Below are 15,645 nucleotides of genomic sequence, written 5' to 3' on the forward strand. Positions count from 1 at the left end.
GCGAGCGAGGGACACGCACAACGCGCAGTGCCAGCCGGGCTCCTCTGCTCCGCGCCGATGTGCGCACCCTAGGCCTGAGCTTCCTCCGTGGAGCCTCCGGGATCGAACCCCTCGGTGATGTTCCGCTCCTTGAGGATCTGGTTCGCGGTCGGCACCCACCAGAAGGCCCGGCCGATCTCGTCGAAGCCGTCGGGGCGGGTGAACCGCTCGCGGTGGAGCTGCACCTCGATCGACTCGGTGTTGATCCGCATCTTCTCGGCTAGGTGGTTGATGTAGACCCGCGGCCTCTGCGAGCGCGGGTCGATTGTTGGCGCCACAGGTAGCCAGCGGCCGCGGCCCTTGTTGCGGATCTCTTCGACGATCCGGCCCTCGGCATCGAGATAGCCGAGCGCCTTCCCCAGAGCAAGCACAACCTGCGGCGGATACGTCGGCCGGGAGCTCTCCAGCGTCTCCTTGCTGACCGTGATGCCCGCTGCCTTCAACTGCTCGGACATGGCCGAGACCACGGCGTGCAGCGCCGGCGTGTTGGCCGGCGCCTTGCCTTCCATCACCTTCTGCATCGGAGGCTTGTGCCACTTCTGAGCATTGCCGCGGGACTTCAGCCCCAGGGCCCGGCTGATCTCGCTGAGGCTTAGCGGTTCCTCCCGCGTGGTCAGATCGATGAAGGTCTCGTCGCTGCTGGTCATCTCGAAATCCTGTCTCTTATGGCTTTCGTTGGTCGAGGATACGTCAGGAGCCGGGATGCACCTGCCGACCGGAACCGCGCGGCGCGGATGAGGGCGGTCGTGCGCTGCTGGCCGGCCTGCCCGTGTGCCGGCAGAAGGTGGCCAGCTGAGCCGCCGCGGGCGCCTTCTCCGCCCCGCTCCGGCCGTGTCTCGTGGCGCGGTGCCTGTAGCCAGAGCTGGTCGGCGGCGGTCACGCACCCGGTGCTCGCTCGGGCCGGGCCTGCCGGCGAAGAGCCGCCGTGGCGCGATCGGCGCAGCTGTGAGGAACCGGCCGCAGAGGGTCGGAGTGAGGCCGCGATGCGGCTCGCGTCGCTCGATCCAGCCGCGCGGAGAGACTGCGGCGGCAACGGGAGCGTGCGCGAGTCGGCTTGCCGCCACCGTGGAGCCAGCCGAGTCCGGCGGCGGCTGTACCGGCCAGGAGGAGATGGCCGACGCCGGACCGGACAGCCGAGCCAGAGTGCCCGCGGTCTGGTGAACGTGCTCATCTGGTGGCAATCTCCGCTTCGAGGACAGGGGCTGGGGAGCGTGGGTGGCGGTGGGCGTTCGGCAGGGAGCCGGGGGCACCGGGCTGGCGTTCGTGATTCCGTCCCGGGACCTCCGGGTTGCTACCGAGTGGTGAGGTCGAGTTCCTCGTCCTCGGCGTAGGACTCGGCGCTCTCCAGCGCTGCGTCCCAGTCCATCGCTCGGCTCCGGCACCACAGCATCAGGTCGGCGAGCAGGTCCTGGAGGGCGACGTCCTCTTCCTCGTTGTTCCGGTTGGCGGCACGGTAGTCGTCGACGGCGGCCTGGCCGCGTGCTACGGCAGATGACATGTTCCTCCAGTGGCTCCACGGATGTGATTCTTAAGACTGTACTCAGCGAGTCACTGAAAGTAAAGCCTTAAGAGTCGCAGGTGTGGGTGGCGACTCAGGCGTCAGGCTCGTCGAACAAGCCGGGGCTTGCTGCAGCCGGTCTCTGGGCGACCCAGCCGGAGCCGTAGGCGTCAGGGGTGTGCACGGTCCTGACATGGGTGAAGCCCCGTGCGCGGTAGTAAGCGTGGAGCTTGGTGTTGCTGGTCCAGGCGTCGAGCCGCAGCCACAGCGCCCCGGCCCGGGCGGCGCGGTCGCCGCACCAGTCCAGGATGCGGCCGCCAAGGCCGCCTTGCCCGCCCGGGCGGGCAAGGGCGAGCTTGTGTACGTACAGGGCCGGTTGCCGGGCTTCGTCGTCCCGCCACAGAACGGGGTCGGCCACGGCGTCCAATGTCACAGTGGCCACGGGCTCTGCGCCGTCGGCTTCACGGAAGAGGAAGACGTCCTCGGCCTTGATGCTGCGCAGGAGCAGATCGTCGGGGTAGGGCGTCGACCACTGGTCGCTGCCGCGCGCGGCCAGCCATGCCGCGGCGTCGGTGCGGAACCGCTGGAGGCGGGGGACGTCGTCCAGCGTGGCGAGGGTGACCTTCACTCGGTGCCCTCGCGCCGGGGCCGGCGGCGCCTGTACGCCACGGTGTTGCGTGGGCCCGGCAGGGTCAGGACCGTGACCTGGATCGGCATGTCCTGCTGGTCGAAGGCCGTGCTGACGAGCTCGATGGTGTGCACTGGGCCTGCTCCCAGACCCAGGCGTTCGTTCTCCCAGGGAGTCGTGAACCGGGGGCGCAGCTCGTCGATGGCGAAGTCGAGCTCGTAACCGAGCTCGGCGAGCACCGCGTTGGTCCCCCGGGCGACGCTTCCCTTGCGCATCCAGTCGCTGCCCTCGACGAGGCGCCAGGGCACATAAGAGTCATCGAGCAGGGCCGGCACCCCGTCGACGATGCTGGTGCGGCGGCGCACCGCGACGTCGTCGTGGGGGCCCAACTGCAGCTTCTTGCGGATACGGTCTTCGACCGCTTCGACGGAGATGGAGTCGATGCGTGACTCGCCCTTGCGGGCGTCTGCTTCGACAAGCCGGGTCAGGAGGTCGGCGTCGGGCCCTGTGGTCGCCTCGAACTCCTGCTGCGGCAGAAAGGCCAACGGCTCCCAGTCCCGCACCGTGGCCCCCCGCGCACCGGACTGCGTTTCGATCAGGCCCTCGCGCCGCAGCTCGCCGAGCACCTTGTTCATGGCGTTGCGGCTCAGGCCGTACTGCTTGCCCAGGGCGCTGGCCGACGGCAGCTTCTTCGACTCCTGGAACTCGCCGGCCTGGATCCGTGACCTCAGGTCGCGGATGGCGGCCTCCACCGTCCACCCGTCTTCGCGCGAGCTCATTGTCGTCATGGGCGCACCCTACAACCTGACAGGTCAGGTCAGATCCCGCACTTGGTCCTGAGGGTAGGCAGGCGCAGGCCGCGGCCGGATCCGGGTGCAGGGCTCACCTTCTCAACTCAACCTGACATGTCAGCTCTTGACGGGGTGGCAGGTGGAACCCTACGGTCGTGATCACCCAAGCTGACATGTCAGCTTGGGGGTGGCTCTGGTGTCCCGCTGAACGACGCGGAGTGCCGGCCGCCAAGAACTCCACAGCGTGATCCACCGCCGAACGCGACCGTGACCACACCGGCCGGGGCGAGTGGAGACCAGCCGGCCGAGAAAGGGCCCTCGCCCACGACGTACCGCGCAACCGGCTTCACAGAACGGCACGGCAACCTTGCGCCGCCATCACCGCCCGGGATTGATCTCCCTGGGCGCGAGCGGTCCGTGCCGAATGAGATCAGCGCGCGGTGGAACCGCGCATCCACCCGGTTACCAGTAACCGCGGTCGCCGACGCCCCCGTTGGGGAGCGCCGACGGCCGCGGCCACTCGTGATCTCCCGGCGGGCGGCCGGGCCCTGCAGACCGCACGCCATGACCTCCGGGCCCCTCCCGGGGGTCATGGCGTGCGGTATCCCACGCGAGAGGAAGGCAGCCGTGAAGCCCATGATGACGTTCCGTGCCGACGGGGGCAGCGACCCCACCATCGAGGAGGCGCTCCGCCGGGTGCGCCGCCGCGAGGCCGGGAGCGGATCCCGGTGACCGGCGCTGCCGCCCGGGAAGCGCGAGTCCATGCCGCCGCAGGCGGATGCCAGGCGCCCGAACTCCCGGCCCCGGAGGCGGGCCTGTATATGCGCCACCGCAATCAGGGATTTGTCGCGCACCTGACATCATCCTCGGTTCGATTGAGGCTGGTCCGGCAGCTGACCACGAAGGTCTTAGCCGCGTACGGAGTCGGGGACGACACCGCCGGAACCGCCCAGTGGGTTGTCTCCGAACTGGCCGCCAACGCGGTCAGGGCCTGCGGGGAGCACACTCCGCTGGTGGTCGAGGTGTACGCCACCTCGGCCGCGGTCACGGTGAACGTGCACGACCCGGATCCGTTGGCGCTGCCGCGCCGCCAAGCGGTCGCCCTGGACAGCGCCGACGCCGAGTCCGGTCGTGGGCTCGCTCTGCTCGATGCCCTCGCGCCGGGCTGGACGGTGCGCCGCTCACCTGTCGGCAAACAGATCCGATGCCGCATCGCCCTCGCGTGACGGCCCGCCCCCGGGCGGCGGACGGAGAAGGTCAGCCCCCGCGGCGGGGCCGGAGATCACTTCGTACCAGCCCGCCCCGCTCCCGGGCGTCTACCTGCATGCCCGGGCATCTCTTCAACTCGACTTTCCTGGAGGTTCGATGACCATCACCACCGGCGGCGACGACGTTCGCCCGGACTGGAGACATCAGGCTCTGTGCCGAAAGGAGGACCCTGAGCTGTTCTTCCCGATCGGCACCACGGGCCCGGCTCTGCTGCAGATCGAGGAGGCCAAGGCGGTCTGCCGCAGCGGCTGCCCGGTGGTCGAGCAGTGCCTGCAGTGGGCGTTCGAGTTCGGTCAGGAAGAGGGAGTCTGGGGTGGCCTGTCGGAAGACGAGCGCCGCGCGATGAGGCCCCGCCCCGTCCGCAACCGAACGCCGCAGGCGGGAGCGAAGACGGCCACCGGGGCCCGCTGACCTCGACCCCCGCCCGGCCACCACCGGGCTGGCTCGGCTCTCGCTGCCGTAGCTCAGAACGGCCTCGGACCCCGGCATTGCAGCTGCCGGGGTCCGAGGCCTGCCACGACCCTATCCGCCCCCGCAGAACGACGGCGCCCGCAGGCGCCGGATCCGTACGAGAGGACTCCCGTGTCCACGAAGACCTCCCACCGGCGGAGGCGCCAGCCGTCACCGGCCGCGAAGCCCCGCACCGCCGGGCGGGACGGGCCGCCCTCCCTCCCGGCTCGCGACCTTGCCGTACCGACGGCCGCGCGGATCACGCCGCAGCATCCGCAGGTGGCCGAAGTCCTGGCCGATGCCCTCGACCGTGCCGCCGACCTGCGCGACGCGGCCGCCGAGGCAGCCGCGCGAGAGCTTGACGAGAGTCGGGCCCGCGCCCACGAGCTGGTGTCCGCAGCGCACGCGGAAGCCGTTGCGGTGACGGCCCGCGCCTCCACCGCCGCAGAGCGGACTCAGGATCAGGCACGCCGCACGGCGCAGGCCATGGTCGCCTCGGCGTCCGCGGACGCCGAGCAGGTCCTGGCTGACGCCGAGCGGACTGCGGCGGCCACCCGCACCGGCGCCGCACGGGATGCCGAGCGGACACTGGAGCAGGCGCGCGCGGAAGCCGCCGGGGTGCGCGAAGCAGCGGATACGCATGCCCGCCAGGTACGCACCGCTGCCCAGGAAGCGGCCGCAGATGCCCGCCAGGATGCCGACCGCGTCCTGGCCGAGGCCCGGGTCCGCACCGCGGAACTGCAGGCGGCGGCCGAGGAGATCGCCGCGCAGCGCGAGCAGGCCGCGGCCAACCTGACGCAGACCCAACGGGCCCTGCGGGAGGCCCGCGAGCACCAGGACGCTGCCGCCCGGGCCCGCGAGGAGGGCGAACGGATCCTGGACAACTCCACGCGCCGCTCCGCCCGGCGGGCCAAACGCCGTGAGATCCGCGCCGCCTCACGGGCCGCATGCCGCGCAGCCCGGCAGACGGCGGTCGGCACCACCGGCATTCCGGACCTGTCGCGACCGGAGCTGGCCGGCGTGCTAGCCGTGATCGTCGCTGCCGCCACCGTCTCCACTCTGGGCCTGCTCTCCTCCTACACCGCCCTGGAGACCGCCGCCGAAGGCTGGGGCTGGTCCTGGCCGTGGCTGCTCCCGGTCGGCATTGACGTCTCGGTTCCCGCCTTCACCGGCGCCCACCTGGTCCTGATCCGCCTCGACATGGAACTGCGCTGGATCCGCTGGGTCCCCCGGACCCTGACCGCAGTGAGCGTCTACCTGAACTGGTCCGCCTCCCACAGCGTCACCGGCCGTCTCGGGCATGCGGCCCTCACCCTGCTGTGGGTGGTCTTCTCCGAGATCGCCGCGCACGTGTACGCCACGAAGATCGGGGCGGTTACCGGCAAGCAGCGTATGGAGACGGTCCGCCGCTCTCGCTGGCTGCTCGCTCCGCTCTCGACCGCGAGGCTGCGCCGCCGCATGATCCTGTGGGAAGTCACCTCGTACCAGGCGGCGCTCACACGCCTGCAGGAGCAGACGTGGCGGCGAGCGCGGCTCAGGGAACAGTACGGGAGGCGGTGGCGCCGCACGGCACCGCTCGCCGAGCGCATGGCGCTCAAGCTCGACACCGTGCCCACCGCGCTCGCGGACACGCTCACTTCTGGGGGCGCTCACGGAGCCGAGCGGGAGGAGGACGAGCGCGCTCACCCCGACGTGAGCGCGCGCGCCGACGGCGACGTGCACAGGGAGCACGAGCGCGCAGCGCTCACCACCGGCGCTCACGACAGTGAGCGCGCCCCAGACGATGAGAACGCTCAGCGAGCGGGCGGTGGCCTTACGCGCGGCGAGAGCGACGCGCTCACCAAGCGCCGCCTTGAGTGCATACGCCGCCTCTACACCGAGCTCGGGTTCCGGCCGGAGTGGAAGGAGATCCGCACCGCGCTCACCGACGCGGGCTTGTCCGACAGGCCCGTCTCCCGCCCGACTGCTCAACGTCTGCGCACCCAGGCTGAGCGAGCGTGGCCGGCACTGTGCAGCACCCCTCGGCGAGCGCGTCGGTGAGCGCCCGCCCATTCGGTGAGCGCGCTCACCGAACATGTACTGACCATTGGCCGGTCTGCGCTCACGCTCGTGAGCGCGGACTAAGCGCAGCTCCGCCTCGCCGCGCTCGCACGGAGCACCGCTTCCCGAGCGTGAGCCCTGCCGCTCATGCGCACCGCGGTGCCCGAGCGTCCTAGCGCTCGCCCCCGGCCCGCGCTCACCGCCGGAGGCGCAGGATGCCCGCTCGCGCACGCGGCAGCTGGTCGCCCGCAGGTCACATCCTGCCTCCCTTCTTGCGCCGCGCCTTGGCAGCGGCAGCCGCCGACCTCCGTGCACGGTCGGCCGACCGCAGTGGTTCGTGGGCGAAGACCCGGTCCGCCATCCCTGTTCGCTCACCTCGGTCAGGTCTGGGCGGCAGTGCACCACTGCGGCGTGTGCCGCCTGCGGCGCCGTTCACGGACGGCAGGGGCCGAGGACGAAGAACCCCTGGCCGCGGCCACCCGGCTCGCCCGACAGAACGGAGAGCAAGAAATGCCCGGCAATGATGAGGTTGAATTCCAGAAAATTATGGCGAATAACGGCATGGCGAATGAACCGGACTGCGAGCGGCAGGGGCCGTACGGGCTTCCTCTGCAGCGCAGAAGGAGCCTGACGAGGAGAGGGCGAGTCGCTCTCATCGCTGGCGCCGCAGTGATATGCAGCGGTGGCGCCGTCTGCTTTCAGGTGGATTCATCAAATGAGCGGAAGGCGCAGGAGATTGAACTGAAGGCCGAGCGCCTGAAGCTGGAGAAGATGAGGGAGGAAAACCGTGCCAGGGAGAACAATAGAAAGGTCAGCACGGCAGCGGAAAAGGATCGCCAGACCCACGTGGACACCTGCGTGAAGGGAAACGCCCGCAAAGTAGGTAAAGGGTATGGCGCCCCGTCCATGCGGCAGGTGGTGGAGGACTGCCAGGCCCAGTACGCGAGCAGTTCCGACGGCTCGGACATGGGAGCAGCGGGCTCATCAACGGACACCGGATCCAGCAGCCTCCAACTGCCGGTGAACGGAACGCTGGTGACCATCGCGGCCGGCGCCCTGGGCCTGTACGCCATCACCCGTCGGCACACCAAGCGCGACCGCGCGTAGCTACTACTTCCTACCTACTTCCCGGCCTGAGAGCACCGGCCCGCACGCCCATGAGGGGGTTTCACCTGGGCTTTCGAGTCGGGAGGTAGGTAGGAAGTAACTGCAGAGAGTGAGGAGTCGATGGCGGCCGACACGGCCCACGCGGACGGGCCCGACCCGTCCCCTACCCCTGACGCGAACCTCCCCGGCGGCCCGATCCGGGGGTTCATCGCCGAGGCGCTGGCAGCCGAGGGCATCGCCCGGCCCACCCCGTTGCACGACGCCGGGGAGGCTACCGACGACGCTCCCGTGACCGGCGCCTCCGGTGCCTCCAGCGCTGCCTATCACGGCACAGGAGAAGAACCCGAGAACGCGGGGAGCACGCCCTACAAGGAGCAAGACGAGGGAATATGGAAGACATTCCTGCGGGCCGCTGCCATCCGCTGGGCCAAAGGTGGAGGAACCGCGAACAAGCGTCTGGAAGTCGCGAAAGCGCAGGCTATGGCCAACCAGTCGAAGACGGTTCGCACCGTATCGGTGAATCGGTCGGGAGCCGCAGGGCCCAGCACTGGAGTGGGGTCCGGGGCAAGCTCAAAACCGGCGCCAGAGAAGAAGAGTGATGCAAATCGCCCGGTGAAAGGAGAGAAGAACTCCCCCGTGGGAGTACGAGGCCCTGCTGAAGGGGCGCGTACCGCAGTCGGTGGAAGCGGCGTCCGCGGACCGGGCAACAACTCCTCCGGTGGCAAAGCCGGCAGCGTGACCACCCCACGAGGTGGCCGGAACAAGGGCGACACGGACAAGGACGTCGGCGGTGCCGCGGACACTCCGCGCCGCGCCCCGAAGAAGACGGCCGAGGCCAGCGCCGACACCGACACCGGCACGGGCTCGAAGACGAAGGCCAGCAAGGCCAAACAGCCCAAGCACAAGGACACGCCGCCGACGCAACCGAAAGCCAGTGGCCCGGCCGCCTCACCCAAGACCGCCGGCGAGGACCAGCCGGTGGTGGCACCGGACGGCAAGCCGTACGACACCCGGACCTCGCGCGCTGCCGGGCGCCGAAATGGCGTCCGCGTCGGCAAAGTCCTCGGCCACGCCCGCGCTTACAAGGACGGCGCCAAGGACGGTCTCGGCGAGATGAAGGACGTGGCCGACAAGGAGAAGGACCGCAACGACCAGGCCTACGCCGCGTGGAAAGACCGGCACGCACCCAAGGAGCAGCAGGTGAGCGGAAACGCTACGAGCACCGACTTCCACACGCAGCCGACCCCGATCGAAGCCCGCTGGGACGAGGGCAAGGTCCTGCTCGGCTCCGGCGCATCCAGGCCGTCGCTCGAACGCGGGGAGGTCAAGAACCTGCGCGGCTACCAGAGCCGCTTCGAGAAGAAGACGGACTCGATGCAGAAGATCGCCGAGAACACCAGAGGGCTGGAGGAACGGGCCCGCGAGCGGGCAAAGCAGATCACGTTCCTGCGGGAGCGGGCCAAGGGTGTCGAAGGCGGCGAGAAGCTCATGGCCCGGCTCGCCCGGCTGGAGGAGTCAGCCAAGGTCCAGATCCAGGAGGCGAAAGAGGTCCACAAGCGGGCCGTGAGGGCGGCCGACGGATGCCAGGCACTGCTCCACAACGTGGATGTCCGGTACGGGCTGATCTACCAGGCGGTGGTCGACTCCGGCCTCCTCGCGCCTGCCGAACTGCGCTTCTACATGAAGGGGACCTCCCGTGGCTGACCTGACCCTCGACGAACTGGTGGCCGAGGCTGCCGAGTTGGAAGAGTCCCTCGCGCGCGACGCGGACAACGTCGCCGCCGACACCAAGGCGATCGAGGACGAGGCCGACGACACCACGCGCACGGCCGAGAGCATCGCCCGCATGCGTGTCGACCCCGAGACCGTGAGCGAGACCCATGCCGTCGCCAAGCTGATGAAAGGCATCAGCGAGGGCGCCAACAGCTACGCCTCGGCGTCGAAGGACTCCGCCACACACGCCAAGGCCGTGGCTGACCAGGCCCGCCAGACCCACGGCGGGATCCAGGAAGCCATCAGCCGCTCCCCCGCACAGGGCATCTACGAGGTCGACCGGGCCTGGCTGACCGTTCTGTAGCCACCGGGCGGGACCGCAGGAACGACCCCGGTCCCGCCCGCACCGCCGCTTCTCGCCAACCATTTCCTGTTCACCCCCAAGGAGTTGGAACGTGCCCCGCAACCCGACGACCTCGGCGCGCGCCGAAGGACCGGAGCGCGCCGTCGCCCTATCCGCCTGCGCCGCACCACCCGCTGTCGGCATGCTGGCACCCCTGCTCGACGGCAGCGCGGCCACGCTCGGCCCGCTGGCCTACGCCATCGGCGGCACCTTCCTGGCCGCGAACTACATGCGCCGCATCCCCCCGGAGATCCTGAACCGGCTGCCCGCTGGCGACCTGCTGCGCGCCCACCGCTCCACCTTGTTCATCTCCACCCTGACCAGCGGCATGGCCCTGGGCAGCGGGATGGCCATGGGCCCGCAGGGAGCCGACGCCCTGATGGCCGGCTGGCTCGCGCTTCCCTCCGTCCCGGGCATCGTGTCCCTGGGCTGGTGGGCGGCCGTCGCTCTGGTGCCCATCAAACTGCGCAACGTCCTGGGCCGAAGGCGGCCCACCACGCAGTCCGCGCCGGTGAACACGCCGCCGCTGCCGCCCACCGAACCCGAGGCCATCATGAAGTTGTGGGGCCGGTACATCTCCGACCCCCGCAACGGCACCCACAAGCACCAAGTCCTGTCCGACGTCGTGGTGCGCCCGCGCGTGTGGACCGGCGTGATCACCGCTCCGGCGGGCGCGGCGGTCACCGTGACCGAGGCAGCGGTCTCCAGCGTCTTTCGCATCCCCGCACCCCAGGTGAAGATCACTGATGGGTATCACGCCGGCGACCGCCGCATCACCGTGCACCGCCAAGCCCCAGCCGAGCTGGACCCCAGCACGCTGGCCGGAGCCTGGCGCAAGTGGGTGGCCTCGTCCGTGATGCCCGGCTCCCACCTCGTGGACGTCCAGCAGGACCCGTTCACCGGCGGTGAAGTCGCCTACGTGGTCGCCGACGAAGACACCCCCCGCCTGATCATTCCGTCCCAGAGCGACCTGGCCGGCGCCCTGCGCACCACCACCCTCCTGTGCTCCTACACTCCCGTCCCCGGCAACCCGCGACGCGGCGTCATCCGCACCATGAAGGACAACCCCCTGGAGCAGGGAGTGCCCTTCCCCGGCCGGGACGTGCTGGTCGCCTCTGAGGGCGGCTACGTCCAGATCGGCCGCCATGTCTCCGGCCGGCCCGCCCGCCTGCAGTTCAAGGACCCCAAGCTCGGCGCCCGGCACATCTTCATCGCTGGCGTCACCGGCTCCGGCAAGGGCGGCATCGTCCAACTGGTCGCCCTGGCCGACCACGTCAACGGCCACGGCATCATCTACTCCGACCCCAAGGGCTCCTCCAATCCCGACGTCGAGACCATGTCCGCCTACTCCGGCCTCGGCGAGGCCGGGTGCATCGGTGGCATGCGCGTGGCCTACGCGCTGATGAAGTGGCGGATCCAGCAGTCCGCCCGCCTGGGCATGAAGAACTTCATCGCCACCCCGGACCGCCCGTGGATGCGCTACATCCTCGACGAGGCCCACGTGCCCCTCGCCGAGCTGGAGGAGCACAAGAAGGAAGCCAAGATCATGCTGGAGGCCCTCGCCGCGAAAGCACGCTCCCTGGGCATGCCCCTGTGCATCGTGAACCAAGCCGTCAACGCGGACAAACTGGGCGGATCCACAACGCTGCGCACCAACGTCATCCAGGGCGGATCGCTGGTCATGCTCCGCACCGACACCGACCAGCGGAACCTGACCACCACCGGATTCGAGGGCGTCGACCCCGGCGCCATCCCGGCCACCTGGGACCTGTCCGAACAGCCCTTGGTCTTCGACGAGTCCACCGTCCTGGCCGACCCCGTGTCCACCTACAGCCTGGGCTACACCCTCGGCCCCGGCGGCACCGCGGAGATGATGCGCGGCTTCATCCTCGAATCCGCTGGACCGCACATCCACCACGACGAGATCGTCCTGCCCCACGACTGGCCCGACTGGCAATACCGCGAGGAGATCGCCGCGACCTCCATCCCTCACTGACGGCGACGAGGAGGAGCACACCTCAGCCACCTTCTACGGCGGAGCCGACCTGGCCAAGCCGAAACCGGCCACGGCCGCCGACAAGATCGTCCAAGCCATCGAGGAAATGGGCGGCGCCTTCTCCTACGTCGACCGGTCCTCCATTGCCGACCTGCTTGGCCTGGAGGACTCCACTCTGAGCAACACCCTGACCGCCCTGAAGAAGAAGGGGCGAATCCACCTGGAGATCGTCGACGGGAAAGAGGTGCGCGCCCGCTACGCCCTGGGTCCCGACCCCACCGCGCTTACCGCGGACGAAGAACCGACCACCTGACCTCCGCCGGGCCGTTTGGCGGCCCGGCGGCGCAGTCTGTCCACAGCACACCTCACCTAACGTCGTTCCCGACGCCCCCGTGCTCGCGCGCCTTACCGCCGATCACTGTCCCGGGACCGGGCCTTCGCGGGCCCGGCCTCCACCACCACGACTCGCGGCGGGCGCACGGCAACCCGCCCGGGAAGGGAGGAACCCATGTGCTTCATCTGCCGCGTCCTGATCGCGGTGGCCCTCGCACGCATCACCGCCCGCCTCCTGCTGTACGCGCTGGCCGCCGCGCTGCTGATGGCCCTGACCGTTCCCGTCCGGGCCTTCGTGCTCACGACGTGGGACACCCTGACCGCACCCGCCATCAGCGGCCTCGTCGCTGCCCTCGCGGCCGCGGTCCTTGTGTCACGCCGCCTGGCAGACCGCGCGGCCCGGAAAGCCGCACCCTTTGACTCTTAAGACGTGCGGCGACCTCTGGTGCGGAGTAGCGTCTTAAGAGGCGTAATCGTTGCTCTGAGGGAGCTCTGTGCCCACCGACATCCGCGACGAGGCGTCCATCGCCTTCGGCAGCCACGTGCCCGAGCACATCGACACGTCCTGCCTGGCGCTGATCACCGTCACCCTCGTCATCGCCTGCCTCGCCATCGCCATCGCCATGAAGCGATGACCCAGCATCGCCGACCGGCGCGGACCACCCAACTGCACACCCACACCCCCGGCTGGGGGCGCCTGCCCCGTGCTCGGCAGGCGGCCCTACCCTTTCCCGGGCCCGATGCCGCGCATCCAGCGACCGCTCTGCGACCTCCGGCACCGCCGCCCCGAACCCAGAGGAGGAGAACGACCATGAGACCTCACCCCTCCATGCGGTGCCAGTGCGGCGCCGCCAGCCTGGTAGCCGTGCCCCACCGCCAAGCCGACGGCGGCACCGGCATCACGATGGTGACCTGTACTTCCTGCGGCCTCGCCTGGGATCGCGACATGACTCCCACGGGCCACGGGCCGAACTACGCGCAGGCCTACGGCGACGGCAGCCCGTCCCTCCTCGACGAGGAACTGGCCCTGCTGCTCCTGGCCGAGGACATCAAGGAGCGCGCCACGGCAGCACTCGCCGGCCGCGGCCCCGGCATCGAGGGCAGTGAGCATCGCGACTTCCTTCTGCGCAAGGCCGCCTACCTGGACCGGGCCGCGCGCGAGCTCGAACTCGGGTGGTTCACGCGCACCCTCGACGACACCAGCGTCACGAGGGCCAGCCAACAAGCACGCGATGCCGCCGACGAGTTCTTGGCCTTCGAGCTTCGCCACCGCAGTGGCTTCGCTCTCGGGCGGATCGGGGCCGACGCGCCGGGCTGGTGCGGTGTGGACGGGACACGCGGCTACGTTCGCCAGGAGTACCTTGCCTGGCGGCAGGCCGAGGAGGATGAGGCGGACCAGGACCAGGTCCTGCCGCGCCGCGCCAGTGCCGGTGAGCTCTTCGACGCGGACGGAAGGCCCTTGTGAGATGAGGTGCGACGGCAGTCAACAAGGCGGCCATCTGGCGGGCCGTCGCCTGCCAGCCGGTCACGCCTTCGACTTGATCATCATGCCGCGCATGCACGGACTAGACCCGGCTGGCGGTGCCCACCGTGCCGTCTGTCACCTGACGGCCGGGCGGAGCTGATGCAGTCCGTCAACGACCGCTACGTCGCGAGCGCCCGGACCCCGCCGGGGCGGGCCCTGCGTCGTTGGGCGGTGGCACGAGGCCCCTACGTGCGCGCCGTCGATGAAGCACTGGCCCATGCGCGAGCCCGCGCCGCTGGCCTGCCGGAACCCTCCTTCCCGCGGCTCTACGCGCGCGGGGCGCTGCCGCTCATCCACCGGCACACCGGCGACCGCCGCCTCCTGGACGAGGAGTCCGGTGTCAGCATCCGCACAACCGCCTCCGAAGTACGGGGCGAGCTTCCCAACTCCCATTTCCTGTAGCGCATGTGGCGACCGTCTCGCCATGACAGGCATGCCGCCCACGACAGCCCCGGTCGTAGGGAGCTTCGGGTGGGCGCCGAGAAATGGGCAGATCGTGGCGCGCTGCTCCTGCGCGAAGATCAAAGAGCAGCGCCATACCCCGCAACCTCAGACAGCCGAACTCGCAAAATCTGTCCACAGGATCGTCCTTGCAGAATATGGCTGTACCCCAAGGGCGTCCTTAACGGGCCATGGAGAAGGAGGCGAATTGCGTGCTGAAAACGCTCAGTGCGAGTCTGCGTGAGAGACGGCAGGGCGGAGACCTGACGTCCTTTCCGGACGGTGTGATCCGATTGGACCTCAGTATCTGCTCCAACACCCTGGGGCCGCCGCCGAGCGCGGTGAGAGCGGTCCACAACCTCGTCACCGCGCGCCCGGAGAGCCTCGTCCCCCCTCCCTACGCCGCCGAGCGCACGTACGCGCAGCACTACGCCGCGTACCTCGGCGTGAAACCCAAGCATCTGATATGCGGGCGGGGCGTCACCGAGTTCCTCTTCAGGCTCTCCAAGCTGCTGTACTTCGAGAAGGTGGCCCTCGTCGTCCCCGAGTACACCGAGACGATGAACCGCTTCCACTACGCAGCCTTCTACGCACCCCAGCCCGGCCAGCAGGACACCGCCGAGGATCGGCTGGAGCGGATCCGGCAAGCCATGCAGCGGCACCAATTCGTCGTCATCTCCAACCCCAGCAACCCGCTGGGCCTGAGCGCCACACGCCAGCAGCTGGTGGCCGTAGCCGGACAGAACCCGGGCAGCACGCTCATCGTGGACGAGGAGTATGTGCACCTGGGCCCGCCGGGCGTGAGCGTCGTCGGAGCGCCCGGGAACATCGTGGTCCTGCAGTCCACCGGCAAGACGTTCGGGCTCACCGGTACGCGCGCCGGTGTGCTGTGGACCCGGAACAGCCAGCTGCGCGAGGCCGTCGCCCGGGAGATTCCCAGCTGGCCGCTGTCCTTGCTCGACGTCGCCGCGACAACGGCGGCGCTGCGCGACACGGAGTGGATCGAGAACACCGTGCTGCGCGTGCGCCGCAATGCGCAGCGGCTGGAAAGGCTTCTCGCTGCGTACTTCGGAGCGGCTGTTGTTCCTTCGCAGATCCACTACCGGTTCGTGTACCTGGACAGCCCGGAGCCCGTAGCTGCCCACCTTGAGGAACACGGTATCGCTGTCCGAAGTTTCGACGGTGACATTCGCGGAAGGGCTTCCGGGATACGCGTGATGACGCCCCAGACGGACGAAGACTTCGTCTTGCTGGAACAGGCGCTGCATTCCCTTCCCTGATAGGTTACGAGGCTCACCATGCGCATCACGTTCGACTCGGAAACTGACTCCTACGAACACGTCGTACGCGTCCTGCAGGCCGCCTTCGGCAAAGCTCAACCGGCCGGGCCCTCCCCGGTGGCCCCCTATGCG

The 15,645-nt window shown here is 69.6% G+C and carries 17 protein-coding genes; 13 read left to right on the top strand and 4 right to left on the bottom strand.

The window, feature by feature from the left end; all coding sequences use genetic code 11:
• Nucleotides 1-68: 68 nt before the first annotated feature.
• From ACIG3E_RS32975 to ACIG3E_RS32990, 4 genes are all read right to left on the bottom strand, one after another.
• Nucleotides 69-686, bottom strand: a complete 618-nt coding sequence (locus tag ACIG3E_RS32975; RefSeq protein WP_399623239.1) for a hypothetical protein — start codon at nt 684-686, stop codon at nt 69-71.
• Nucleotides 687-1,330: 644 nt separating this feature from the next.
• Nucleotides 1,331-1,537, bottom strand: coding sequence for a hypothetical protein (locus ACIG3E_RS32980; RefSeq protein ID WP_399623240.1), 207 nt, complete (start codon nt 1,535-1,537; stop codon nt 1,331-1,333).
• A gap of 94 nt (nt 1,538-1,631) precedes the next feature.
• On the bottom strand, nt 1,632-2,165 hold the full coding sequence (locus ACIG3E_RS32985) for a GNAT family N-acetyltransferase (protein ID WP_399623241.1): 534 nt from the start codon (nt 2,163-2,165) through the stop codon (nt 1,632-1,634).
• Complete coding sequence (locus ACIG3E_RS32990) at nt 2,162-2,953, bottom strand: GntR family transcriptional regulator (RefSeq protein ID WP_399623242.1); 792 nt, start codon at nt 2,951-2,953, stop codon at nt 2,162-2,164. The genes ACIG3E_RS32985 and ACIG3E_RS32990 overlap by 4 nt, the downstream gene beginning before the upstream one ends.
• 878 nt (nt 2,954-3,831) lie before the next feature.
• Between ACIG3E_RS32990 and ACIG3E_RS32995 the strand changes: the two genes are divergently transcribed.
• The 13 genes from ACIG3E_RS32995 to ACIG3E_RS33055 all read left to right on the top strand — a co-directional run bounded on the left by ACIG3E_RS32995 (nt 3,832) and on the right by ACIG3E_RS33055 (nt 15,513).
• Nucleotides 3,832-4,182 (top strand): ATP-binding protein, encoded by a 351-nt coding sequence (locus tag ACIG3E_RS32995; protein ID WP_399623243.1) that lies wholly within the window; start codon nt 3,832-3,834, stop codon nt 4,180-4,182.
• Between the two features lie 139 nt (nt 4,183-4,321).
• Nucleotides 4,322-4,636, top strand: a complete 315-nt coding sequence (locus tag ACIG3E_RS33000; RefSeq protein WP_399623244.1) for a WhiB family transcriptional regulator — start codon at nt 4,322-4,324, stop codon at nt 4,634-4,636.
• A gap of 318 nt (nt 4,637-4,954) precedes the next feature.
• The gene (locus ACIG3E_RS33005) at nt 4,955-6,715 is read left to right on the top strand and encodes a DUF2637 domain-containing protein (protein WP_399623245.1); all 1,761 of its coding nucleotides are present in this window, start codon (nt 4,955-4,957) and stop codon (nt 6,713-6,715) included.
• Between the two features lie 510 nt (nt 6,716-7,225).
• Nucleotides 7,226-7,822 carry a hypothetical protein gene (locus ACIG3E_RS33010; protein WP_399623246.1) on the top strand — a complete coding sequence of 199 codons (597 nt, stop codon included), beginning with the start codon at nt 7,226-7,228 and terminating at the stop codon, nt 7,820-7,822.
• A gap of 120 nt (nt 7,823-7,942) precedes the next feature.
• Complete coding sequence (locus ACIG3E_RS33015; RefSeq protein ID WP_399623247.1) at nt 7,943-9,526, top strand: hypothetical protein; 1,584 nt, start codon at nt 7,943-7,945, stop codon at nt 9,524-9,526.
• Nucleotides 9,519-9,899: a hypothetical protein gene (locus ACIG3E_RS33020; RefSeq protein WP_399623248.1), complete on the top strand. Its 381-nt coding sequence runs from the start codon at nt 9,519-9,521 to the stop codon at nt 9,897-9,899. Before ACIG3E_RS33015 ends, ACIG3E_RS33020 begins: the two co-directional genes overlap by 8 nt.
• Nucleotides 9,900-9,990: 91 nt before the next feature.
• Nucleotides 9,991-11,934, top strand: coding sequence for a hypothetical protein (locus tag ACIG3E_RS33025; protein WP_399623249.1), 1,944 nt, complete (start codon nt 9,991-9,993; stop codon nt 11,932-11,934).
• Between the two features lie 106 nt (nt 11,935-12,040).
• The gene (locus tag ACIG3E_RS33030; protein WP_399623250.1) at nt 12,041-12,247 is read left to right on the top strand and encodes a hypothetical protein; all 207 of its coding nucleotides are present in this window, start codon (nt 12,041-12,043) and stop codon (nt 12,245-12,247) included.
• Between the two features lie 195 nt (nt 12,248-12,442).
• The gene (locus tag ACIG3E_RS33035) at nt 12,443-12,694 is read left to right on the top strand and encodes a hypothetical protein (protein ID WP_399623251.1); all 252 of its coding nucleotides are present in this window, start codon (nt 12,443-12,445) and stop codon (nt 12,692-12,694) included.
• A 67-nt stretch (nt 12,695-12,761) separates the two neighbouring features.
• The gene (locus tag ACIG3E_RS33040) at nt 12,762-12,902 is read left to right on the top strand and encodes a hypothetical protein (RefSeq protein ID WP_399623252.1); all 141 of its coding nucleotides are present in this window, start codon (nt 12,762-12,764) and stop codon (nt 12,900-12,902) included.
• A 230-nt stretch (nt 12,903-13,132) separates the two neighbouring features.
• Nucleotides 13,133-13,732, top strand: coding sequence for a hypothetical protein (locus ACIG3E_RS33045; protein ID WP_399623253.1), 600 nt, complete (start codon nt 13,133-13,135; stop codon nt 13,730-13,732).
• Nucleotides 13,733-13,891: 159 nt separating this feature from the next.
• The gene (locus ACIG3E_RS33050; RefSeq protein WP_399623254.1) at nt 13,892-14,194 is read left to right on the top strand and encodes a hypothetical protein; all 303 of its coding nucleotides are present in this window, start codon (nt 13,892-13,894) and stop codon (nt 14,192-14,194) included.
• A 251-nt stretch (nt 14,195-14,445) separates the two neighbouring features.
• Nucleotides 14,446-15,513, top strand: coding sequence for an aminotransferase class I/II-fold pyridoxal phosphate-dependent enzyme (locus tag ACIG3E_RS33055; RefSeq protein ID WP_399623255.1), 1,068 nt, complete (start codon nt 14,446-14,448; stop codon nt 15,511-15,513).
• Nucleotides 15,514-15,645 lie beyond the last annotated feature (132 nt).

Origin of the sequence: Streptomyces sp. NPDC053474, assembly GCF_044544845.1 — a bacterium.
In the GTDB taxonomy this organism is placed as follows: domain Bacteria; phylum Actinomycetota; class Actinomycetes; order Streptomycetales; family Streptomycetaceae; genus Streptomyces.

What these genes read in the sequence shown, in the direction of transcription:
- ACIG3E_RS33010 (WP_399623246.1), top strand. Translation starts at nt 7,226, where the DNA reads ATGCCCGGCAATGATGAGGTTGAATTCCAGAAAATTATGGCGAATAAC.
- ACIG3E_RS33015 (WP_399623247.1), top strand. Translation starts at nt 7,943, where the DNA reads ATGGCGGCCGACACGGCCCACGCGGACGGGCCCGACCCGTCCCCTACC.
- ACIG3E_RS32990 (WP_399623242.1), bottom strand. Translation starts at nt 2,953, where the DNA reads ATGACGACAATGAGCTCGCGCGAAGACGGGTGGACGGTGGAGGCCGCC.
- ACIG3E_RS33030 (WP_399623250.1), top strand. Translation starts at nt 12,041, where the DNA reads ATGGGCGGCGCCTTCTCCTACGTCGACCGGTCCTCCATTGCCGACCTG.
- ACIG3E_RS33050 (WP_399623254.1), top strand. Translation starts at nt 13,892, where the DNA reads ATGCAGTCCGTCAACGACCGCTACGTCGCGAGCGCCCGGACCCCGCCG.
- ACIG3E_RS33000 (WP_399623244.1), top strand. Translation starts at nt 4,322, where the DNA reads ATGACCATCACCACCGGCGGCGACGACGTTCGCCCGGACTGGAGACAT.
- ACIG3E_RS33035 (WP_399623251.1), top strand. Translation starts at nt 12,443, where the DNA reads ATGTGCTTCATCTGCCGCGTCCTGATCGCGGTGGCCCTCGCACGCATC.
- ACIG3E_RS32975 (WP_399623239.1), bottom strand. Translation starts at nt 686, where the DNA reads ATGACCAGCAGCGACGAGACCTTCATCGATCTGACCACGCGGGAGGAA.
- ACIG3E_RS32980 (WP_399623240.1), bottom strand. Translation starts at nt 1,537, where the DNA reads ATGTCATCTGCCGTAGCACGCGGCCAGGCCGCCGTCGACGACTACCGT.